This is a genomic window from Agreia sp. VKM Ac-1783, assembly GCF_900177765.1.
Taxonomy (GTDB): domain Bacteria; phylum Actinomycetota; class Actinomycetes; order Actinomycetales; family Microbacteriaceae; genus Agreia.
In genome coordinates, this window is the sequence record NZ_FXWI01000002.1 from 646,133 (window position 1) to 668,320 (window position 22,188).

General features: G+C 64.0%; 20 protein-coding genes and 1 tRNA gene. 12 read left to right on the forward strand and 9 right to left on the reverse strand.

The window, feature by feature from the left end; all coding sequences use genetic code 11:
- Positions 1 to 13: 13 nt before the first annotated feature.
- Positions 14 to 1,531: an MmgE/PrpD family protein gene (locus CCK87_RS08105; RefSeq protein ID WP_086460890.1), complete on the forward strand. Its 1,518-nt coding sequence runs from the start codon at positions 14 to 16 to the stop codon at positions 1,529 to 1,531.
- On the forward strand, positions 1,531 to 2,445 hold the full coding sequence (gene prpB, locus CCK87_RS08110; protein WP_086460891.1) for a methylisocitrate lyase: 915 nt from the start codon (positions 1,531 to 1,533) through the stop codon (positions 2,443 to 2,445). The genes CCK87_RS08105 and prpB overlap by 1 nt, the downstream gene beginning before the upstream one ends.
- On the opposite strand, the gene CCK87_RS08115 is transcribed toward prpB, so the two are convergent.
- Positions 2,408 to 3,016: a TetR family transcriptional regulator gene (locus CCK87_RS08115; protein ID WP_086460892.1), complete on the reverse strand. Its 609-nt coding sequence runs from the start codon at positions 3,014 to 3,016 to the stop codon at positions 2,408 to 2,410. The two genes, prpB and CCK87_RS08115, sit on opposite strands and share 38 nt — an antisense overlap.
- Positions 3,017 to 3,073: 57 nt before the next feature.
- On the opposite strand from CCK87_RS08115, the gene CCK87_RS08120 reads away from it, so the two are divergent.
- Both CCK87_RS08120 and CCK87_RS08125 read left to right on the forward strand, forming a co-directional pair.
- Positions 3,074 to 4,555, forward strand: coding sequence for an MFS transporter (locus tag CCK87_RS08120; protein ID WP_086460893.1), 1,482 nt, complete (start codon positions 3,074 to 3,076; stop codon positions 4,553 to 4,555).
- Positions 4,556 to 4,581: 26 nt separating this feature from the next.
- Entirely contained in the window at positions 4,582 to 5,529 is a 948-nt protein-coding gene (locus tag CCK87_RS08125; RefSeq protein ID WP_086460894.1) for an aldose 1-epimerase family protein, read from the forward strand.
- A gap of 60 nt (positions 5,530 to 5,589) precedes the next feature.
- Here the strand turns inward: CCK87_RS08125 and glpK are convergent, their stop codons facing one another.
- The 3 genes from glpK to CCK87_RS08140 all read right to left on the reverse strand — a co-directional run bounded on the left by glpK (position 5,590) and on the right by CCK87_RS08140 (position 9,771).
- Complete coding sequence (gene glpK, locus CCK87_RS08130) at positions 5,590 to 7,107, reverse strand: glycerol kinase GlpK (protein WP_086460895.1); 1,518 nt, start codon at positions 7,105 to 7,107, stop codon at positions 5,590 to 5,592.
- A 43-nt stretch (positions 7,108 to 7,150) separates the two neighbouring features.
- Entirely contained in the window at positions 7,151 to 7,909 is a 759-nt protein-coding gene (locus tag CCK87_RS08135) for an MIP/aquaporin family protein (protein WP_086460896.1), read from the reverse strand.
- Positions 7,910 to 8,049: 140 nt separating this feature from the next.
- Complete coding sequence (locus CCK87_RS08140; RefSeq protein WP_249273825.1) at positions 8,050 to 9,771, reverse strand: glycerol-3-phosphate dehydrogenase/oxidase; 1,722 nt, start codon at positions 9,769 to 9,771, stop codon at positions 8,050 to 8,052.
- Positions 9,772 to 9,922: 151 nt separating this feature from the next.
- Here CCK87_RS08140 and CCK87_RS08145 point away from each other — a divergent pair, with 151 nt between their 5' ends.
- Both CCK87_RS08145 and CCK87_RS08150 read left to right on the forward strand, forming a co-directional pair.
- Positions 9,923 to 10,900, forward strand: a complete 978-nt coding sequence (locus tag CCK87_RS08145; protein ID WP_086460898.1) for a sugar-binding domain-containing protein — start codon at positions 9,923 to 9,925, stop codon at positions 10,898 to 10,900.
- 143 nt (positions 10,901 to 11,043) lie between these two features.
- Positions 11,044 to 12,873 carry a hypothetical protein gene (locus tag CCK87_RS08150; protein WP_140162786.1) on the forward strand — a complete coding sequence of 610 codons (1,830 nt, stop codon included), beginning with the start codon at positions 11,044 to 11,046 and terminating at the stop codon, positions 12,871 to 12,873.
- A 20-nt stretch (positions 12,874 to 12,893) separates the two neighbouring features.
- On the opposite strand, the gene CCK87_RS08155 is transcribed toward CCK87_RS08150, so the two are convergent.
- Positions 12,894 to 13,973: a type II CAAX endopeptidase family protein gene (locus CCK87_RS08155; protein ID WP_086460900.1), complete on the reverse strand. Its 1,080-nt coding sequence runs from the start codon at positions 13,971 to 13,973 to the stop codon at positions 12,894 to 12,896.
- A 203-nt stretch (positions 13,974 to 14,176) separates the two neighbouring features.
- Here CCK87_RS08155 and CCK87_RS08160 point away from each other — a divergent pair, with 203 nt between their 5' ends.
- From CCK87_RS08160 to CCK87_RS08180, 5 genes are all read left to right on the forward strand, one after another.
- Entirely contained in the window at positions 14,177 to 14,443 is a 267-nt protein-coding gene (locus CCK87_RS08160; RefSeq protein WP_086461240.1) for a Rho termination factor, read from the forward strand.
- Positions 14,444 to 14,515: 72 nt separating this feature from the next.
- Positions 14,516 to 14,791: an ATP-dependent Clp protease adapter ClpS gene (clpS, locus tag CCK87_RS08165; protein ID WP_249273826.1), complete on the forward strand. Its 276-nt coding sequence runs from the start codon at positions 14,516 to 14,518 to the stop codon at positions 14,789 to 14,791.
- Positions 14,788 to 15,291 carry a DUF2017 family protein gene (locus CCK87_RS08170; RefSeq protein ID WP_170927195.1) on the forward strand — a complete coding sequence of 168 codons (504 nt, stop codon included), beginning with the start codon at positions 14,788 to 14,790 and terminating at the stop codon, positions 15,289 to 15,291. The genes clpS and CCK87_RS08170 overlap by 4 nt, the downstream gene beginning before the upstream one ends.
- Positions 15,292 to 15,380: 89 nt before the next feature.
- The gene (locus CCK87_RS08175; RefSeq protein ID WP_086460903.1) at positions 15,381 to 16,247 is read left to right on the forward strand and encodes a TetR/AcrR family transcriptional regulator; all 867 of its coding nucleotides are present in this window, start codon (positions 15,381 to 15,383) and stop codon (positions 16,245 to 16,247) included.
- A 43-nt stretch (positions 16,248 to 16,290) separates the two neighbouring features.
- Positions 16,291 to 16,566 carry a hypothetical protein gene (locus tag CCK87_RS08180; RefSeq protein WP_086460904.1) on the forward strand — a complete coding sequence of 92 codons (276 nt, stop codon included), beginning with the start codon at positions 16,291 to 16,293 and terminating at the stop codon, positions 16,564 to 16,566.
- 75 nt (positions 16,567 to 16,641) lie between these two features.
- Here CCK87_RS08180 and CCK87_RS08185 read toward each other — a convergent pair whose 3' ends face one another.
- Positions 16,642 to 17,580 carry an NADP-dependent oxidoreductase gene (locus tag CCK87_RS08185; protein ID WP_086461241.1) on the reverse strand — a complete coding sequence of 313 codons (939 nt, stop codon included), beginning with the start codon at positions 17,578 to 17,580 and terminating at the stop codon, positions 16,642 to 16,644.
- Positions 17,581 to 17,725: 145 nt separating this feature from the next.
- Between CCK87_RS08185 and CCK87_RS08190 the strand changes: the two genes are divergently transcribed.
- The gene (locus CCK87_RS08190; protein ID WP_086460905.1) at positions 17,726 to 18,160 is read left to right on the forward strand and encodes a nuclear transport factor 2 family protein; all 435 of its coding nucleotides are present in this window, start codon (positions 17,726 to 17,728) and stop codon (positions 18,158 to 18,160) included.
- On the opposite strand, the gene CCK87_RS08195 is transcribed toward CCK87_RS08190, so the two are convergent.
- From CCK87_RS08195 to CCK87_RS08205, 3 genes are all read right to left on the reverse strand, one after another.
- Positions 18,140 to 18,991 (reverse strand): helix-turn-helix transcriptional regulator, encoded by an 852-nt coding sequence (locus CCK87_RS08195; protein ID WP_086460906.1) that lies wholly within the window; start codon positions 18,989 to 18,991, stop codon positions 18,140 to 18,142. The two genes, CCK87_RS08190 and CCK87_RS08195, sit on opposite strands and share 21 nt — an antisense overlap.
- 105 nt (positions 18,992 to 19,096) lie before the next feature.
- A tRNA-Met gene (locus tag CCK87_RS08200) sits at positions 19,097 to 19,170 on the reverse strand.
- 53 nt (positions 19,171 to 19,223) lie between these two features.
- Positions 19,224 to 22,133 carry a UPF0182 family protein gene (locus CCK87_RS08205; protein ID WP_249273784.1) on the reverse strand — a complete coding sequence of 970 codons (2,910 nt, stop codon included), beginning with the start codon at positions 22,131 to 22,133 and terminating at the stop codon, positions 19,224 to 19,226.
- Positions 22,134 to 22,188: the final 55 nt, after the last annotated feature.

The window sequence follows — 22,188 nt, forward strand, 5'->3', positions numbered from 1 at the left end:
GGACATCGCACCCGTGAAGCTCCACTCCGTTCGCGTCCACCCCAGTTCAGACTCTCTGGAGCGAGCCGACCAGCTTGCTCACGCGATCGCAGAGGTTGCCGCAGATCCGGTGGCTGTCGACGCCGATGTCACCGAGATGATCATCAACCGGGTCATCGACAACGCATCGGTCGCTGCCGCGTCGCTGACCAGACGGCCCGTCGTCTCGGCGCGATCGCAGGCGGAACGGCATCCATACTCCCCCGGGTCCACGGTGTTCGGCCTGGCATCGGATGCGCGGTTCTCTCCCGAGTGGGCGGCCTGGGCCAACGGCGTCGCTGTTCGCGAGCTCGACTTCCACGACACCTTTCTCGCGGCGGAGTATTCGCACCCCGGCGACAACATCCCGCCGATCCTCGCAGTCGCGCAGCACGCGGGCCGCACAGGCGCCGAGCTGATCCGCGGCATCGCCACCGGCTACGAGATCCAGGTCGACCTCGTCCGCGCGATCAGCCTTCACGCGCACAAGATCGATCACGTCGCGCACCTCGGTCCCTCTGCCGCCGCCGGAATCGGAACCCTGCTGGGTCTCGACGTCGAGACGATCTTCCAAGCCGTCGGCCAGGCGTTGCACACGACCACGGCCACGCGGCAGTCCCGCAAGGGCGAGATCTCGTCGTGGAAGGCCCACGCTCCGGCCTTCGCAGGCAAGATGGCCGTCGAGGCCGTCGACAGAGCGATGCGTGGAGAGACCAGCCCCACACCGATCTACGAGGGCGAAGACGGCGTCATCGCCTGGCTGCTCGACGGCCCGGATGCCGCCTACGAGGTTCCGCTTCCGAACGCCGGAGAGTCGAAGCGCGGCATCCTCGATACCTACACCAAGGAGCACTCGGCCGAGTATCAGGCCCAGGCGTGGATCGACCTGGCGCGCAAGCTGCACAACGAATACCCGATTCTCGTGGAACACCCCGAGAACATCGGCAGCATCACGATCCACACGAGTCACCACACGCACTTCGTGATCGGTTCCGGCGCCGGCGACCCGCAGAAATACGATCCCTCAGCGTCGCGCGAGACGCTCGACCACTCGATCCCGTACATCTTCACGGTGGCCCTGCAAGACGGATCCTGGCACCACGTCGACTCCTACGCGCCCGAGCGCGCAGGACGCGAAGACACGGTGCGGCTGTGGAAGACCGTGCGCACCGTCGAGGACTCCGAATGGACGAGGCGATACCACTCGATCCACCCGCAGGAGAAGGCATTCGGCGGCCGCGTCGAGATCCTTCTCACCGACGGCACACTGATCAGTGATCAGATCGCCGTCGCCGATGCCCACCCACTCGGCGCGAGACCCTTCGCCCGCGAGCAGTACGTCGCCAAGTTCCGCACTCTCGCCGAGGGAGTACTCGAGCAGACCGAGATCGAGCGGTTCCTATCGCTCGCCGCTCGTCTTCCCGAACTCCGCGCCGACGAACTCGCGGGCCTCACCATCACTGCGCGTCCCGAATTGTTCGAAGGCATCGCCACCCCGAAGGGACTCTTCTGATGCTGTACGCCCCGACGACAGCGGCCGACAAGCGCGTCGCTCTGCGCGCCGGCCTGGCCAGCGGCGAACTGCAACTCTTCCCGGGCGCGTTCAACCCACTCTCGGCGAAGCTCATCCAGCAGAAGGGCATGGACGGGGTCTACATCTCCGGCGCCGTCCTGTCAGCCGACCTCGGACTCCCCGACATCGGTCTCACGACCCTCACCGAGGTCGCCGATCGCTCACAGCAGATCGCGCGAATGACGGACCTGCCGTCGATCGTCGACGCCGACACCGGATTCGGCGAACCCATGAACGTCGCCCGCACGATACAGACACTCGAAGATGCCGGGGTAGCCGGAATGCACCTCGAGGATCAGGTCAACCCGAAACGCTGCGGGCACCTCGACGGCAAACAGGTCGTCGATCTCGACACCGCCCTCAAGCGCATCAAAGCCGCCGTCGAGGCTCGGCGCGACCCGAACTTCCTCATCATGGCCAGAACGGATGCCCGTGGCGTCGACGGCCTGCAGGCCGCGGTCGACCGCGCCAAGGCTCTGGTCGATGCTGGCGCCGACGCGATCTTCCCAGAAGCCATGGCCTCGCTGGAGGAGTTCGCCGCCGTGCGAGCCGCCGTCGACGTGCCGATCCTCGCCAACATGACGGAGTTCGGCAAGAGCGAGCTGTTCACGACGAGACAACTCGCCGATGTCGGGCTCAATCTCGTGATCTTCCCGGTGTCGCTGCTGCGGCTGGCGATGGGGGCCGCAGAGAAGGGGCTCGACACGATCACACGTGAGGGCTCGCTCACCTCGTTGCTGCCCGAGATGCAGACGCGCGCTCGCCTCTACGAGGTACTCGACTACGAGGCGTATAACGCCTTCGATTCCGGCGTTTTCAACTTCTCGCTCGATCGCCACTTCGGGGTGTCGTAGAAGGCTGCACCAACCTCGCGGCGGCCCGCACCGCCGACGCGCGCCGCCGGGCCAGGATCTCAGGGGTCACGTCGACGCCGGAGTCGGCGAAGATTCCGGGGGCGCTCGCCCAGGTGGAAGCCAGACCGAACAGCATGGCCACAAGATCCTCCGGCTCCCACTCGTCGTCGATGAGACCGTCGAGTTGGGCTCGTCGAAGCAGCTCCCCTTCGGAGAACAGCCGCGAGCGGTCCTCGTCGACGAGCAGGGCGGATATCCCTTCGAGCCTGGCCCAGTGCAGCATCCTCAGGTGCTCGGGATGCGTGATCGTGTGGTCGAAGACCCGGCCGACGAACTCGGGCAGGTCATTGACGTCGATCGGTATGGCGTCGGCGACGTCGTGCTGGTTGAGTTCGAGCACCTGTTGGAAGAGCGAGACCTTGTCGCCGAAGTAGGCATACAGCCTCTCCTTGCTCGCGCTGGCCGCCGCAGCGATCCGGTCGACCCGTGCTCCTGCGAGTCCGAAGGCGGCGAACTCCGTTCGTGCGGCATCGAGAATTCGCCTTCTGGTCGCTTCACCGTCGCTTCTCATGGGTATAGCATAGCTAAGCCAACCAACTAGTTCGTTCGAATAGGATCCCACTTCTTTATGACGTCCCCCTCAACCGCCTCGACCGAGGCCGTCCACGATCACGCAGCACACCCCCGTCGGTGGTGGCTGCTCGCCGTTCTCGCACTCGCCCAGCTCATGGTGGTGCTCGATGGAACGATCGTGAACATCGCCCTGCCCGACGCTCAGATCGAGCTCGGCATGAGCGATGGCGACAGAACCTGGGTCGTCACGATCTACGCGCTCGCGTTCGGCTCACTCCTCCTGCTCGGCGGTCGAGTAGCCGACTACTGGGGCCGCAAGCGCTCATTCATGCTCGGCATGGTCGGCTTCGCCATCGCATCGGGCATCGGCGGATTCGCCGCGACGACCGAGCAGCTCCTCATCGCGCGTGGTCTGCAGGGCGCGTTCGCCGCGCTCCTGGCGCCGGCTTCGCTCGCCATTCTCACCATCACTTTCCCGAACGGCAAGGACCGCATCAAGGCGTTCGCCGTCTACGGTGCGATCGGTGGTGGTGGCGCAGCCGTCGGCCTGCTGCTTGGCGGAGTGCTCACCGAGTACGCCAGCTGGGGCTGGTGCCTCCTGGTCAACGTGCCCATCGCCATCGTCGCCATCGTCGCAGGATTTCCCCTGATCAGAGAGAGCCGCGCCCACGGCAATACGCGTTACGACCTTCCCGGCACCGTGCTCGTCGTCGGCGGGCTCGCCTCGCTGGTCTACGGTTTCTCGCAGGCCGAGAATGGATGGGGTCGCTGGGAGACGATCGGTTTCCTCGCCCTCGGCGTCGTTCTGCTCGCCGCTTTCGTCTGGGTCGAGTCTCGCGCAGCGAATCCCCTGCTCCCACTCCGCGTCATCCTCAACCGCGTCCGTGGTGGCGCTTTCCTCGTGTCGCTTCTGACCGGCGCCGCGCTGCTCGGTGGACTGCTCTTCCTCACCTTCTACTTCCAGATCGTGCTGGCCTACAGCCCGCTGCAGTCGGGCCTGGCTTCGCTGCCGATGACGTTCACGATCATGATCGGTGCCACGGTGCTGTCGAAGTTCCTGCCCGCGATCGGCGTTCGTCTGCCCATGACGGTCGGTCCCATCGTGGCGGCCGCCGGTCTCACCTGGTTGTCGTTCATCACCGTCGAGGGCAACTACGCGATCCAGGTTCTGCCGGGAGTGATCCTGCTGGGCATCGGTCTGGCCTGCATCTTCGTGCCCTTGCAGAACGTCGCACTCTCTGGCATCGATGAGCACGACGCGGGCGTCGCCAGCGCGGCCGTCTCGGCGACGCAACAGATCGGCGGATCGATCGGAACCGCACTGTTCACTGCGCTGTACACCGCGGCGATCTCCGCGTATCTGGCGGCCAACCCGCCGTCTGCAACAGCGCAGCTCGAAGCGTTCGTCAGCGGATACTCGACGGCGTTCCTCTGGGCCGCGGGCCTCATTCTGCTCGCCGCACCGATCTCGTTCTTCCTCGTGCGTCCGTCGAAGGACGAGCTGATGAACGTGCCCGACGCGGTTCACCTGGGCTGAGCTTCTGCCGCTACGGTGGAGGCACTATGAACACTGCCTCCACCCTGTCCGACGTCCCCCTCGCCGGCGCTGCCTACACACTGACCTCGGGCGACTATTCGGCCGACATCGCCGGAGTCGGCGCGAGTCTTCGTACTTTGCGGCATCGAGGGCGCGATCTCATCGTTCCCTTCGACGCCGACGAGGTCCGGCCCGCCTTCCGCGGAGCCGTCCTCGCTCCGTGGCCCAACCGAGTGGTCGACGGCCGCTACACGTTCCGCGGCACGGAGTACGAACTCTCCCTCACCGAGCCCCGTCGTGGACACGCGCTGCATGGCCTTGCGGCGTGGCAGGAATGGTCGCTCGTCGACGAAGGTGATGACTTCGTCGAGCTCGCGTTCCAGGTCGAAGCGCAGTCTGGATACCCGTTCCGCGTCTTGGTCTCAGCGCGCTACGAGCTCTCCCCCGCCGGCCTGACCACGACCATCAGGGCCATCAACACGGGTCGCGACGCAGCCCCCTACGGAACCGGTCCGCATCCGTATCTCGTTGCAGGCCCCGGCCGTGTCGACGACTGGTCGCTCGAGCTGCCGGCGCGCGCGGTGCTCACGGTCACCCCCGACAGATTGATCCCGATCGACCTCGGCGATGTCGAGCTCGAAGACGACGGCGCCTTCGACTTCGTTGCCACCAGGCCTATCGATTCCACGTTCATCGACCACGCCTTTACCGAATTGGAACGCGACGAGGCCGGAATCGCGACGGTGCGCGTCACGACCCGCGACGGAGCGTCTGGTGTCGCGATCAGCTGGGGCACCGAGTGCCAGTGGGTGCAGATCCACACTGCAGACCAACCGGAGCCGTCGATCGACCGCCTCGGGCTGGCCGTCGAACCGATGACCTGCCCGCCGGACGCCTTCAACACGGGAACCGACCTCGTCGTTCTCGACCCAGGCGAAGAGCACAGCGCGAGCTGGACCATCTTCGCCCTATAGCGACGAAAGCCCCCACTCGCCGATCGGGTATCGGCGGGTGGGGGCTTTGTGAGCGGGTCGTTACTCCGCGACGTCTTCGTCGACCCAGTCGAGGGTCTTCGTGACGGCCTTCTTCCAGTTGCGGTACAGACGCTCACGCTCGGCATCATCCATGTTCGGAGTCCAGCGCTTGTCCTCCTGCCAGTTGTTGCGCAGATCGTCGAGGTTGTCCCAGTATCCGACGGCGAGGCCGGCAGCGTAGGCAGCTCCGAGAGCGGTGGTCTCGGCAACGACCGGGCGCACCACGGGCACGTTCAGGATGTCGGCCTGGAACTGCAGGAGAGTGTCGTTAGCGGTTGCTCCGCCGTCGACCTTCAGCTCGGTGAGCGGCACACCCGAGTCGGCGTTGACCGCGTCGAGAACCTCGCGGGTCTGGAACGCGATGGACTCCAGCGCGGCGCGGGCGATGTGGCCCTTGTTCACGTATCGGGTGAGTCCGACCAGCGCGCCACGGGCATCCGATCGCCAGTGCGGCGCGAACAGACCCGAGAACGCCGGCACGAAGTACGCGCCACCGTTGTCATCTACCGTCTTGGCGAGCACCTCGATGTCGGGAGCGCTCTGGATGATACCCAGGTTGTCGCGCAGCCACTGAACGAGCGAGCCGGTGACGGCGATGGAGCCCTCGAGAGCGTAGTGGGTCTCTCCGTCGCCGAGCTTGTAGCCGATGGTGGTGAGCAGGCCGTTCTCGCTCTTGACGATGTCGGTGCCGGTGTTGAAGATGAGGAAGTTGCCGGTGCCGTAGGTGTTCTTGGCCTCGCCCTTGTCGAACGCCGCCTGGCCGAACGTGGCGGCCTGCTGGTCGCCCAGGATTCCGGCCACCGGAACCTCACGAAGCAGGCTCGAGTCGGAAACAGTGCCGTACACCTCCGACGAGCTGCGAACCACGGGCAGCATCGACTTGGGAACATCGAAAGCCTTGAGGATCTCCTCGTCCCACTCCAGGGTCTTGAGGTCGAGGAAGAGGGTGCGGCTGGCGTTCGTGACGTCTGTCGCGTGTACTCCCCCGTTGACGCCACCGGTCAGGTTCCACAGAACCCAGGTGTCGGTCGTGCCGAAGATGAGGTCGCCGGCCTCGGCGCGCTCACGTGCGCCCTCGACGTTCTCGAGGATCCAGACGATCTTCGTTCCGGCGAAGTACGTCGAGAGCGGGAGTCCGACGGTGTCCTTGAACCGGTCTCCGCCGCCGTCTGCCGAGAGGCGGTCGACGATGGACTGTGTGCGGGTGTCCTGCCAGACGATGGCGTTGTAGACGGGCTCACCGGTGTTCTTGTCCCACACGACGGCTGTCTCGCGCTGGTTGGTGATGCCGACCGCGACGATGTCGTGACGCGTCAGGTTCGCCTTGGAGAGGGCCTGACCGATGACCTCGCGAACGTTGTCCCAGATCTCCTTGGGGTTGTGCTCGACCCAGCCCGCCTTGGGGAAGATCTGCTCGTGCTCCTTCTGACCCGTCGAGACGATTCCGCCCTCGTGGTTGAAGATGATCGCGCGGGAACTCGTGGTTCCCTGGTCGATCGCAATGACGTACTTGCTCATGTCTAACTCCTTCGTTATGTGTTCTGGTGAGCCGGGATGCCGGTTACGTGAGGATGGGGAGAAGCGGTCCTGCGGCGAGGCCGGCGATCACTCCGCCGACGATGGGTCCGAAGACCGGGATCCAGGAGTACGACCAGTCCGATCCTCCCTTGCCCTTGATCGGCAGCAGGGCGTGCGCGATGCGCGGGCCGAGGTCACGGGCCGGGTTGATCGCGTAGCCGGTCGGGCCACCGAGGGATGCGCCGATCGCGATCACGAGGATCGCCACCGGAAGAGCGCCCAACGCCGCAAGACCTCCACCGGGCTCCTGCCGACCGAAACCGATCACCACGAACACGAGGACGAAGGTGCCGATGACCTCGGTAAGGAAGTTCCACCCGTAGGAGCGGATGGCGGGACCAGTGGAGAACACGCCCAGCTTGTTGGCCGCGTCGGGCTCCTCGTCGAAGTGCTGCTTGTACGCAAGCCACACGAAGACAGCACCGATGATCGCACCGAGCAGCTGAGCACCGATGTACACGAGGATCGAGACCAGGTTCACGGGGACACCGGAACCGAACTCCTTGGCGCCGCTCGCGACGAGTCCCAGTGTGACGGCCGGGTTCAGGTGTGCACCGCTGTTGTACGACACGATGACACCGCAGAAGACCGCGAAGCCCCAGCCGATGTTGACCATCAGGAATCCGCCGTTGAAGCCCTTGTTCTTCACCAGAGCCACGTTGGCGACGACTCCACAACCGAGCAGAACCAGTAGGGCGGTGCCTACCAACTCCGCAAGAAATACAACCCCGAGATTGTCCACATTGACCTTCCTTCGTGTGACGTCGACGTCACCTTGATACGAATGAGGGGCCGACCGACGTCGACCCCTCACTGACGCTAGCGATCAGTCGTCGATGCAATCAACCGATTCGCCTGCACGTCTGTTCAGACTCGACCTCGTCAGTCGGCGACGACAGCGGCCGTAGCCGTCGCCTGTGCCGCGTCGAGCTCGAGGCCGTGGAACAACGCGAGGTCGCGCACGGCAGTCGCGCGCTCGAGGGCGACCTGCTCTGCAGACCATCCCAGCGCATCCGCGACGAGAGAACTGAGCTCGTCGAATGCAGCCTGATCGAGTTCCCCTACGAACGCGAGGATCGTGCGGCGCAGAACGAGGTCGGTGAGGTGCACGACGAATTCGTTCTCGACCAGATAGGCGATCTCTGCGGCCGAGAACCCTGACACACTGGCCAGCTGATTGTCCTCATCGGCGGAGTTCAGAGCCTCGATGACCTTGTCGGCCTTGGTGCCGTACCGCGCCAACAGAGCCCGGGCGCGCTCGGCGCCGACATCGGATGCGTGCGCCGAGACCCAGGAATCGGTCGCCTGGGTGGTGGTCGGGAAGCCGACCCCGCCGCCGATGGCAAGCTTCTCTGTGCTGACGCTGCGGGTGCGACCGATCAGTTCGAGCGTCTCGTTGGAGAGGTGCTCAGACAGAGCGCGGAATGTCGTCCACTTGCCACCGACCAGGCTGAGCATGGGAACCTGTGTTCCGCCGAGACGCGACGGTTCGATGCGGTAGTCACGAGAGACGAATCCGGGCGCGGTGTCGTCGTGCTTGGGCAGCGGGCGGATGCCCGAGTAGCGGTACACGATCTGCGATCGGTCGACGGGGATGCGTGGGAAAACGTGCGACACGAGCTTGAAGAAGTAATCCACCTCTTCTTCAGTGCACACCGCGGGCTGGGTGATATCGGCCTCGAGGTCGGTGGTGCCGACGAGAACTCTGCCATTGAGCGGGTAGATCAGCACGATGCGGCCGTCGTTGTTCTCGAAGAAGACCTCGCCGCCAGCACACGCCTTATAGAGGGCGGGGTTGTCGAGAACGATGTGGGAGCCTTTGGTTCCGCCCATGAATGTACTCGGCATTCCGAGGGCCTCGTTCGTGAGATCCGTCCAGGGGCCGGTGGTGTTCACGACCACGTCGGCCGCGACGCTGAACTCGCGGCCCGAGACCGTGTCGCGCAGAAGGACTTCGTCGCCCGAGACGCCGATGGCCTCGACGTAGTTGGCGCTGCGAGCATTCGACCCGACCGCGCGTGCGTCCTCGACCAGGTCGAGAGCGAGCCGCTCGGGGTTCTCGACGGCAGCGTCGAAGTAGGTTGCCGTGTACTTCACGTCTGGGCGCAGCTGGGGAAGCTTCTTGAGCGACTTCTTACGACCGGTGAACTGGTGACGGGGAACGGATCCGCCGTCGCGAGAGAACGAGTCGTATCCGAGAAGTCCGAGCTTGATGAGAAGAGCACCGCGCTCCTTCGGCTTGCCCTGCTTGTGGGTGAGGAAGCGCAGCGGTGCGGAGACGATGCCCGAGAACGTGGAGAAGATGGGGATCGTCGTCGGCAGGGGCTTGACGTAGTGAGGGGCCAGTCGCAGCAGGCGGTTCCGCTCTTGCACCGACTCGCGCACGAGGCGGAATTCGCCGTTCTCGAGGTAGCGCACGCCACCGTGGATCATGTGGCTCGACGCGGCAGAAGCGCCGGAACAGTAGTCGCTGCGCTCCACCAGGATCACATCGACCCCCTGCAGGGCCAGGTCTCGGAACGTCGCGATGCCGTTGATACCTCCGCCGATCACGAGCACCTGCGCCCGCGGCTGCGCGACGAGGCCGGCGACGTCGGGCCGCAGCTCTGCGGCGTTGGATGGGGAAACGACTGGTGCACTCACTGTGTACTCGCCTTCGTGTAAGTAAGTTCTCGATTACTTGTCAAGTCTCGACATCTGTACACAATTGTTCAAGCGATATGAACAGACGTGCAGTACGTGGGAGTATGTTCACATGACCATCGCTTCCGCGGACCAGCACGCAGAGAAGTCGCGCGACGCTCTGCGTGCGGCGCAGCTCTACTACCTCCAAGACATCACCATGGAGGCGATCGCTCACGAGTTGCACACATCGCGCTCGTCGGTCTCTCGGCTGCTGAGTTTTGCGCGCGAGACGGGCCTCGTCGAGATCCAGGTCAAGTCGCCCGCCGAGCGAGTCTCGACATCTCAACAGCGCATGCGTGAGCGCTACGGAGTAACCGCCCACATCGTTCCTGTGCCCGCCTCGACGAACGAGGTCGATCGCCTCGAACGCGTGGCCGTGTCGGCTGCACGAATTCTCACGCCGTTCGTCGATTCCAATATGACGATCGGAGTCGCCTGGGGCTCGACCATCAGCGCAGTGAGCCGACACCTTCCCGAAAAGGTCACACACAACACGACCCTCGTGCAGCTCAACGGAGCCGCGAACTTCCAGACGACCGGCATCGTGTACGCGAGCGAGATCATGACACGTTTCGGAGTCGCGTTCGGCGCAGCCGTGCAGCAGTTTCCCGTTCCCGCGTTCTTCGACGACGCCGCCACCAAGCAGGCCATGTGGCGTGAGCGGGCCATCAGGCGTGTGCTCGACATTCAGAAGCGCATGGATATCGCTCTCTTCGGCATCGGTTCGCCGTTCGCCGATGTGCCCAGCCATGTCTACATCGGCGGCTACCTCGACGAGTCCGACTACGCATCCCTCACCCGATCTGATGTCGTCGGCGACGTGGCCACCGTCTTCTACCGAGCTGATGGATCGTCTACCGACATCCCCATGAACTCCCGCACGAGCGGCCCGAGCCTCGAACTCGTATCGCGCGTCGCCCGACGCATCTGTGTGGTGAGCGGCAAATCCAAGCTGCCGGCTCTTCGAGGAGCACTGGCCGCGGGCCTGATCACCGACCTCATCATCGACGAACCGACGGCACACCTGCTGACCGATGACGCGGTGTGATCGACCGAACGGTCGCGCGCTCCGGATGTCGGGGGCCGGTTTCTCTTCCTGACCCCACGCACCCCCATGGCCCGGTATCCTGAAAAACGGCCTGCCCGACCACAGCGACGGTATTCGATCGATCCGAATGCCGAAGGAGTTCCATGACTTTCGATGCCCTCTCCCCCGAACCTCAGAATTCTGATGAGAACAGGGAGAAAGTCCCTTCTGCCGTGGCATCCAGCACCGAACAGCCGCTCGTGCTCTCGGGTCGCGATCGCTTCGCCGTCAAGCTCATCGATGCCGCCGTCAAGATCGGCTCAGAGGACTTTCAGGCGCGCTATCGCCCTGTCACCGAAGAACTCTTCAGCCACCACCTCATCGACCCAACGGCCAAGCCGGCCTACGTGCAGCCCGACCTCGAACCGATCTCGACGCTCGAGACCACGGAGGATCCCCTGGAGATCATCCGTCTTCATCTCGACAGCGTGATCGAAGATCGTCAGGCGCGCGACGAAGCACGAATCAACGCCGAAGCGCACCTGGCAGATGTGTCGACGCAACTGGCGGAGTCTCGTGCTCACGCCGACGACCTGCAACAGCAGCTGACCACGCAGACTGCTCGCGCTGAGAGTGCAGAGGCAGAGGTCGCGCGACTTCGAGCCGAACTGCAGAGCCGGGTCGCTGCCCTCACCGCACAGCGTGAAGCCGAGGTCGGGGCGGTACAGCAGCAGCGAGAGGCCGAGGTCGCGGCGCTTCACCAGCAGCGCGAGCACGAAGTCTCCGCGCTGAACGATAAGCGCGCCGCGGAGGTCGCGGAGCTCTCGGCTCGTTTGACGACAGAGGTGACAGCCCTTACTGCGCAGCGCGACAACGACGTCACTTCGGCTCATCAGCAGCGCGAAGCAGAGCTCGCGGCGCTGACGAACGAGCGCGATGCTCAGGTCGCGGCGCTGCATCAGCAGCGCGAGAACGAGCTGCTCTCGTTGACGACCCAGCACGACGCCCAGTTGGCGACCCTCCAGCAGAACCACGACGCCGAGGTCGCCGAACTCCGAGGCAGACTGGCCTCTGACGTCGCTGCCGTGTCGAGCCAGCGTGAGAACGAGGTCGCGACGCTCCGCAGTGAGCGAGACGCCACGGTCGCCGGGCTTCACGCACAGCGAGAGACCGAAGTGGCGTCGCTCACGGCAGAACTCGCAGAGCTTCGTGCTCAGCGAGACGCACAGGTCGCCGAGCTCACGGCTCGACTCGAGTCACAGGTCGCCGAGCTGGAAGGCACCCGCACGACAGACGTCACCGCGCTGGCTGCGGAGCACACCACCGAGCTCGAGACCATCGACGAGGCCCACCAGCAGCAGATCGCCGATTTGAAGGCCGCTCACGACGCGCAGGTAGACGAGCTGACCAGCGCCCACGAGCAGCAGCTCGCCGAGCTGAGCGCGAGCCACGAGCGCCAGACGTCGGAGTTGATTGCGGAGAAAGAGTCACTGGCTTCCGAAACGCAGGCGGAAGCCCCAGAGTCCGACAGCACGCTCTCCGAGGTGCGGAGCGATCTGGCCGATGCTGTCGCTCGGGCAGAGCAGGCGGCATCCGATCTCGAAGAAAGCCGCGCCGAAATCGCAGCGCTGCGTGAGGAACGCGACCGCAGCGCCGCTCAGCGCGACGCGGCGATCGAGGAACTCGACGGTGTCACGGCCCAGCGCGGCGAGTGGGAGAACCGTCTTCGCTTGACCGTGGCCGCTCTGGCGAGTGCAGACGTCGTCGGCGACTGGACCGAGGACAACGCTCCCGACGAGCGACTCGTCGAGTTCGTTCAGTCAACGACGCAGGCTCTCGAGCAGAAGATCAGTCGCATCGAGCAGATCGCGACAGAAGAACTCGTCGACGAGACAGAGACGAACGAGTACGCGATCGGCGCGAACGACGCCGCGGTTCGGGTGCTCAACGCCCTAGACGATGTGGAAGCCGACGCTCCTATCGACGCGCCGTAGCCAACGGTGCATACGTCAGGTCACGACAGAGTACGCGAGGTCGTCGCATCGCTCTCGTCGAGCCGAAGGCCAGGCTGAGGCTGCTTCTTCAGCTGGCCTGATACGGCCAGCACGACGATCACTGCCACAAGAACGATGGCACCGGATGCGCCGAGAATCGTGCCCCAGATCGCGTTATCCCCTGGCTTTTCGTCTGAAAACGTGACCAGCCAGGTCGTCGTCGCCGCGTTGAGGGCGCCATGAGCGATGACGGCGGGCCACACCGATGCGGTACGCAAGCGCAGCCATCCGAAGATCACGCCGAGCAGCATGCACCAGGCCGTCATCATCAGGACACCCAGTAGGTCGGTGCGGCCATAGTTGTAGCCGAGCAGAATGATCGGCGAGTGCCAGAGGCCCCAGATCGCGCCGGTGAGAAGAAGAGCGGGCCACGTGCCGAGAGGCCGCAAGTTCGGCAAGAGCCACCCTCGCCAGCCCAGCTCTTCGCCGAAAGCAGCAAGCGACGAACTCACGATCGCGATCGGCAACGTCAGCACGTTGATCAGCACGATCATCTCGATCGACAGCCCCGGAACGTTCTGTCCGGACGCAGCCATGGCTGCCTCGAGGCCGGAATACGATGCGAAGTCGAGCCGGATCAATCCCAGAGCGCTGCCGAGAATCATCGCGACGAAAGCGATGAGCGGAACCCCGACGAACGCCAGGGCGCAGAACAGAATCGTTCGTCCGAACGGCCGCAACGGCGAGAGTCCGAGCAGGCGCGGAATGTTCGCGGGCCTCCTGATGAACAGAACGCAGACGAAAGCGGCGATGGTCGGTGTGTACATCATGGCGAGCGTGAAGAGCATGAAGCGTGGATCCGACAAGCCTTCGCCGGAAAGCCAGACGGGAAGCTGCACCATCCAAGCCAGACCGCACGAGATGAGCACGAAGCACACCACCGCCGACCATGAGACCGAGGTCGGGTAGACCGGGCCGCCCCTGTCGTTCTTGGCTTTCTGCGCCTCGATCTTCGCCAGCCGGACCTCGGCTCGGGTCGGCGCCGCGGCAACGGGCTGCCCCGTCGGCACCGGCGTGAGATTCTGCGATGCGTTGCTCATTCAAGACTCCTTGCTCGACGCCTGATTGTGGGTATCAGCGTATGAACGGCAGAGCTCGCACACATCCGCCGCTCGGGTGACCCGACGCACCCTCCGTCCCCCGTACGAGGGAGTGCCCCCAAACGATTTCAACCCCTGGAGTACGCGCCATCCGCCGGCCTATCGTCGAGAGAGGTGCACACGCGCCGGTGAGGAGGGTCATCGTGCCAGGCAAGTCGAATCCGTCGTTGAAGGATCCGGAACTCTACGAGGAGCTTCGCGACGAGGGAGCTTCGAAACAGAAGGCGGCACGCATTTCGAACGCGGCCGCGAAGAAGGGCCGGTCTGAGGTCGGGCGCTCAGGAGGTGAGTCTGGATCGTACGAGGACTGGACGGTGCCTGAGCTCAAGAGACGCGCGAAGGAACTCGGCCAGAAAGGCTATTCGAAGAAGACGAAGGCGCAGCTCATCTCATCTCTGCGCAATAGCTGACAACGCCGGGCAGTCGCCGGGCGGCACAGCCGATATGACAGGCTTGTCGTTGTGGCCCAGACTCTCGATGCGATCGACGTAGACGCAGAACTCAACGAGCGCTTATCTTTGGGGTCTCCATGGATCACCCTCGTGTGGAATGACCCGGTCAACCTCATGTCGTATGTCTCGTACGTCTTTCGCAGCTACTTCGGATTCTCGAAGGCCGAAGCAGAGCGCCGAATGTTGCAAGTGCATACCGAGGGTCGCGCGGTCGTCGCCTCGGGTACGCGAGAGGAAATGGAACGCCACGTCGAGGCTATGCACGGCTTCGGCTTGTGGGCGACCCTGCAGAGGGTCGACGCGTGACACCGTTCGCACGAGAGGGCGATGTCATCGTCGCGACGTTCGAGCCGGCCGAAACCGAGATCCTCGTTCAACTCGCCGACGACGTGCAGCAGCTACTCGCCGATGCCGCTGAAGCCGAGCCTGACTCAACGCGATCGCGGGCCATTGACAGACTTTTGCCCGCAGCGTATGGCGACGGGGGCGATGACGATGCGGAGTTCCGTCGCTTCACGTCGGAAGGGCTCGTCGAGCGCAAGATCGGAAACGCTCAATCGGTGATCGACACTCTCCAGGGCGCGAAGGTGGCTGCCACGCCGGTGAGGCTGAATGCGGCGGCGGTGCAGGCCTGGCTGCGATGTCTCACCGACATCCGACTGTCGATCGCGGCTGGGCTCGGTATCGACGGCGATGACGACGAATCCTCACTCGCCGGTTCAGACCGCTATCTCTTCGATGTGTACCGTTGGTTGGCCTTTGTTCAGGAATCTCTCCTGGACGCCCTGGAGGCCGATTTCTCCTGAGTTCTTGGGACTCGGCGTCTCATCGCGCATTACAGGCGCGGCAATAAGACGACGAGACTATAGGGCGAAAACGATCTTCAGGAGAACTCATGGCAATCGATGACAGCGAATTGCTGAATGGAGCCCGGTCGACCCGCATGACCTCGGAGCAGATTCGGCGCCGCATGCTCGATACTGCGTTACAGTCCGTCGGCCAGGGTGGCATGAGCTTGGGGTTTCCGGGCCTTCAGATGGACGAGGTGATCACCGCCGCTGGCGTATCGCGGAGCTCTGTCTACCGAATCTGGAATTCGAAGGAACTGTTCATCGGCGACCTCCTCAACGAGGCCGCGAGTCACTTCTCAGCCGAACTCAGCGACGATCGCGCTCTTCGCACCGCCATCGACCTCATCTCCTCTCGACCCGACCTCCACTCGTCTGAGTCCGGAAGACTGCGTCTCATACGGGAAGCTATCCGCGTGGTCCTCGAACAGAATTTCTACAGCACGATCGACTCTCCCGCGTGGCAGTCCTTTCTTGCCACCTCGGCGGCACTTCTGGCAGACGACGGCAACGAGGCGCTGCGCCGAGTTGCTGAGACGCTGCGGCAGGGCAGCGACCGTTTCATCGCCGACATGGCCGCGTTCCATGAGGCGTTGACGTGTCTCCTGGGGTTCAAATTGCGCGACGATTTCGTGGGCGGATACACGCTGTACGCCGTGCTCGGATCATCGATCGTCGAAGGGCTCGCGGTGCGCCACTTGTCGAACCCCACCGTGACGGACAATTTCTACATGGGTCCCCCCACGCTCACCGACGAGCCTACGGAATGGGCCCCGTCGGCAATCGGCTTCCTCGCCATCTTCGACCAGTTCCTCGTGGCTGATCCAGACTTCGACCCGAGCACCATCTGCGCCTGCCTCGAGGAGCTCGACCGCACGACACAACGTCGTTCAGCGGCCGTCGACGAACCGTGACGCAGCTTCGCCTCATGGTCGTCGGTCGACGATGATCGCCCGGATGCGAGCCGACACACGCATCACGCAGAGAGATGCTCTGGTCATGCTCGGCTCGACGTTCCGTTTTCCGCTCGAAATCGACGACGATGGGTCTGCCTACCTCAGGCCGACGTCGGACACGACACTCGAAGTGCATGTCGACGAAGAAGATCCCCTGCACCCTCTCGTCCTCACGGTGTGGCATTGGAAGGGCCCGAAAGAGGCTTTGCTCGCGCGCGATCAACTACGAACCCTCATCTCGCACAAGACGGGATGGAAGATCATCGTCACCGAGTGAGTGAGAACGACGAAAGCCCCAGAGCGAAGTCTGGGGCTCTCGTGACTTCCTCGCGACGACCGCAGGGCCGGTGGATCAGTTGGGGACGGCGACGACCTTGCCGTGAACCTCGCCGGCGGCGGCCTTCGCGTGGATCGAGGGTAGCTCGCTCAGCGGCACACGCTGGGCGATGTCGACGGTGAGTTCACCCCGATCGACGAGAGACACCAGTTGGGCCAGTTCGTCGACCTTGGGCTCGACGAACACACCGGCGGTCCGCACGCCGCGCTTGTCGTCGCCGGGCGTGGTCATCCAGGCCGTCGTGGCCACGACGATGCCGCCGTCGCGAACGAGATCGACGAGGGAGGCGAATTCCTCCGGACTGATCGGCGCGAGATTCAAGAGCAGGTCGACGGGCTCGGTCACCGAGTCGAGGACGCTCGTGCTGCTGTGGTCGATGACCTCATTCGCACCGGCGGCCGCGACCGCATCGTGGCTGCGCGGGCTGGCCGTTGCAATCACGTAGGCTCCGGCTCGCCCGGCGAGTTGCACGGCGTACCCTCCCACCGCTCCGCCGGCGCCCGTGATCAATACGCGCTGACCATCTTTCAGACCTCCCAGGTCGAAGAGTCCCTGCCAGGCTGTAAGCGCCACGGATGGCAGGCCCGCCGCATCGGCGAGGTCGATGCCGGACGGCGCCGCGACGAGCACGTCGGCGGGAGCCACGACATACTCAGCCGCAGACCCGTCCTCCCCCATGGGGATGAACCCGATGACGGCGTCATCGACGTGCAGAGTGGTGACCCCCGCACCGACTGCCTCGACGATGCCAGAGACGTCATAGCCCGGAACGTGGGGCAGAGACACGGGGAACGGAAGAGTCCCGCTCCGGATGCCATTGTCCGCCGGGTTGAACGCGGATCCCGCAACACGGATGAGTACCTGACCTTCACCAGCGACGGGCTGGTCAGCCTCCTCATAACGGAGAACCTCGGGACCGCCGAAATCGTGGAAACGTACTGCCTTCATGGTCATCTTCTTTCTGTTGGCGAAAAGCATGTCCTCACCATAGAAAGGCTCGTCGTCTCGATACAGGGACGAATCGTCCCTGGGTACCCCTGCGCGGATTGCCTACAGTCTCATTCACCGCACCATCACATCGCTAGAGAACGGATCCACGATGAACAGAGAGCACCTTTCCCCGCGCGAGCTTGCCGAGACCTTCTTCGAGGCGCTCGAGAAGCGTGACATCGCTCTCATCGAGCCTCACCTCACGAACGACGTCGTGGAGATCATCCCGTTCTCGAACACCGGAACCACCGAACCGTTCTACACGTTCACTGGAAAGGCCCAAGTGATGGGCTATCTCGACACCATCGTCACGAACTTCTCGCGCGTCGTCCTCAACAACAAGCGGTACACGGTCGCCGACGGGGAGACTTCCGTGTTCGTTCAGGCCGAAGGAGACCTCGTGCAGGCGGGCACCGGCGCCCCGTACCTCAACACGTACGTCTTCAAGTTCGAGATCCGGAACGGGCAGATCGCCCATATCGATGAGTATGCCAATAAGATCGCTTACTCGCTGCTCGCCGGACTACCCATCGGTCTGAGATGAGCGATCAGCGGCGAGCATGCCGAGCCGCTCGAGCTTGTGTTCCGACGGAGATCCGGGTGGGGCGGTGAAGACGTGGAGGACGTCCTGCTCATCGGGTTCTACGAGCAACTGGCAGTACAACTCCAGCTCCCCCAATTCGGGGTGACGATAGCGCTTCAGATCCAAGTGATGCACAACCCCCACCTCGTGCGCCTGCCAGATCTGGGCGAATTCGACGCTGAGGATCAGGAGCGCCGCCACGATCTCGCCGGCTGGGCCACGGGGATTCGACGTATAGGCCTCGCGAATCTCGGCCACGAAGACTCGACCCCGCTGCGTATGGTCTTCGATCGGATAGAGGTTGCGGAGCATCGAGTCACCGGTGAACCAGCGGTACGCGAGGTAGCGCTCTAGACCTGTGAATCGCGTGTAATCACCCAGGAGGCTGATCGCCATCTGGTTCTGAGCGAGCGTCTCCCCCAGCTGGGTCAGCAGAATGACCGGTGTGTCCGACATCCGCTCCATGATCCGCTTCATCGTCGGGCTGACCGCATCGGATTGGCCGGCGCGGGACGAGAGCGTGAACCCTCCGAGTCGGTACAGGTGGTTACGTTCACTCGGATTCAACCGGAGTCCACGGGCGAGAGCCGAGAGAATCTGATCCGACGGTAAGGGGCCCCGCTGCTGCTCGATCCGGGAGTAGTAGTCGGTCGAGATACCCGAGAGCGCGGCGACTTCTTCTCGGCGCAGGCCTGTCGTGCGCCGTCGCGGCCCGCGCGACAGCCCGACATCCTCTGGCTGCACCGCGTGCCGACGGGCCCGAAGGAAGTCTGCCAAGAGCGCTCGGTTCATCGGGTCCTTTCTCGCCTACGGCAATTATGACCTTCAGCAGGTGGCCTGACTTATGCCAGAAACGACGAAAGCCCCAGACTTTCGTCTAGGGCTTTCGTTCTTCTGTTGCGGGGACAGGATTTGAACCTGCGACCTCTGGGTTATGAGCCCAGCGAGCTACCGAACTGCTCCACCCCGCGCTACCTGTTAAGACTAACACAGGGCGGGAGCGGTTCGGACCACCGGGCCGTGCTTATTGACCCTGAGCTGACAACGCGCGGTCGAGAGCAGCCTTGAGCTTGGCATCGGCCACGCCGTAGGCAGCCCAGTCGCCCGCCTTCAGCGCGGTGTCCCGCTCGTCGAGCGCGGCCTTGGCATCCTTCAGCGCCTGCGTGAGACCGCCGGTGTCGGGCGTCGCTGTTCCCGTTCCAGCATCCGGCTGCGTGCCCGCGGAATTGTCGGGCGCCTGACCTCCGTCGGTGACGGGAACGGCCTCATCGCCGGCAACTGCACCGGAGTCTCCCCCGAACAGCTCATCGAGCGCGGCATCCAGCGTGTCTTCGAAGGCGATCTTGTCACCGAAGGCGACAAGGATCTTCTGCAGGAGCGGGTAGCTCGTGCCGCCCTTGGACTGCACGTAGACGGGCTGCACGTAGAGGAGGCCGCCGCCGACCGGGAGGGTCAGGAGGTTTCCACTCTTGACCTGGGTCTCACCCTGGCGAAGCAGGTTGAGCGCCTGCGACACCGTCGGGTCGGTGGTGAAGTTGTTCTGCACCTGACCGGGGCCAGGAACTGTATCGTCCTTCGGCAACGTGAGCAGCCTGAGCTTGCCATAGTCGGCCGACACCTTGCCGTCTTCAGATCCGGCATTCGAGTCGACAGCCAGATAGCCGTTCAAGACGTTGCGGCTGCCCTCTCCTGTTGAGACCGGAATGAAGGTGGAGTACAGGGAGTACGACGGCGCTTCCTGACCCGGCATCTGCAGCGTCAGGTAGTACGGCGGCTGCAGGCTCGGGCTGTTCGATGGTGCCGTGGGATCGTTCGGCGTCGTCCAGGCGTCTTGCTTCGAGTAGAACGAACCAGCGTCGGTGACGTGGTACTCGCCGAGGATGGCACGCTGCACCTTGAACAGATCGGCCGGGTAACGCACGTGGCTCAGCAGGTCGCCGCTCATCTCGCTCATCGGCTTGAGCGTCGACGGGAAGATCTTCTGCCAGGTCTTGAGCAGCGGGTCGGTGTCGTCCCAGGCGTACAGGGTGACCTTGCCGTCGTAGGCGTCGACCGTAGCTTTCACCGAGTTGCGGATGTAGTTGATGTCGTCGACAGCGAAAGCAGGCCGAGGCTGGTAGGTATCGGCGATCACATCGGAGAGGCTCTCCGTGCGCGAATACGGGTAGTTCGCGCTCGTGGTGTAGCCATCGACGATCCAGACGACCTTGCCGTCGACGACGGAGGCGTAGGGGTCAGAGTCCATCGTCAGGTAGGGAGCGACCTTCGAGACACGCTTCGCCGGGTCGCGATCGTAGAGGATCTGCGACTGGTCGGTCACTCCGTCTGACAGGAAGATCTGCTCGGACTGGAACTTCAGGGCGTAGACGAGCTTGTTGAAGATGTTGTCGAGCTTCGGCCCGCCGTCGCCGGTGAACGTGGTGTAGGTCTGCTGCGCACCCTCTTCACCCGACGGGTAGTCGAGTTCGTTCTTGGGGCCGCCCTCTGGGCCGCCGACGATGGAGTAGTCGGGCGAGGACTCGCCGAAGTACACCCTCGGCTCGTACTGGCCGAGCTCACCCGTGGTGGGAATGCCCGACTCGAGGAAGACGGGCTGCCCGTCGACGGAGCGCTGGTTGCCGAACGCCGCGACGAGACCGTAACCGTGCGTGTAGACGATGTGCTGGTTGTACCAGGTGTTCGATGTACCGAGGCCGTCGAGGTTCAGGTCGCGGACAGTGGTCACCGCGTCTTGAACGGTGCCGTTGATGTTGTAGCGATCGACATCGAGGTACTGCGGGAACTGGTAGTACTGGCGGAACTGCTCGAGCTGCTTGTACGTGTCAGAGACGAGAGCCGGGTCGATGATGCGGATATTCGCGGTCGTGACCGCATCCTGACGAAGCGCACCGGCGGTCGCGTCGGTCGTGGCGTCGTACTCCGTCTCTTCGACGCCGGAGACGCCGTAGGCGTCGCGGGTCGAGTCGATGTTTCGCTGGATGTACTCCGACTCGAGCGAACGCTCCGAGGGGTCGACCTGGAAGCGCTGAACGACCCAGGGGTACAGCGAGCCGAGGATAAGGCTGGACACGATCAGCAGCACGGTGCCGATGATCGGCAGGCGCCAGCGACCGATGACCGCGGCGACGATGAAGAGCAGCGCCACGATGCCGGCGATACCCGCCAGAATCGAGAGACCCGGAATGGTGCCGTTGACGTCGGCGTAGGTCGCACCGGTGATGAGCTTGCCCGTGCCGTTCGTGGCCGTGGAGTACTGGTCGAGCCAGATGCTCGCCGCCTGAACGGCGAGGTACAGCGCCGCCAGAATCGCGATCTGGATGCGCGCGGTCTTCGAGATGCGCACCTCGCGACCGGCCACACGAATCGCTCCGTAGAGGTAGCTGGTGGCAAGGGCCGCGATACCGGCGACGAGGATGACCGCCGAGGCGAACCCGACGACGCCGCGGAAGAACGGCAGGTCGTAGAGGAAGAACGAGATGTCGAGACCGAACTGCGGGTCGGTCTGACCCGTGGGCGTTCTGTTCAGCCACATCAGCGTCAACTGCCAGCGCGACGCCGTGGCGACACCCGCGAAGATGCCGAGCACGACGGGGATGCCGATGGACGCGAGGCGCCGAAGCGGCTCGACGACCTGCTGATAGCGGTCGAGTTGCGAGTTCAGCTTCGCGTAAACCGGACGCCAGCGGAACGCGATCTCGATGGACGCCCAGACGGGAATGGCCATCGCCAGGAAGCCGACGAGGAACATCACCCCGCCTGCGGCCCACTGGGTGGTCAGTACATCGACGAACCCGATCTGGTCGTACCAGAGGATCTCGGTGTAGAGATTGGAGAAAGCGAAGAATGCGATTGCCAGGGCAACGACGATGGCGATGGTGATCGCCAGCGGTGCTCGGGATCTTCTGATGGGCTTCTCGGCGGTTTGGGAAGTCACGTGTGGGGGCCTCTTTACAGCGGTGCGGTGTCCGACCATCCTAGACAAGGCATGC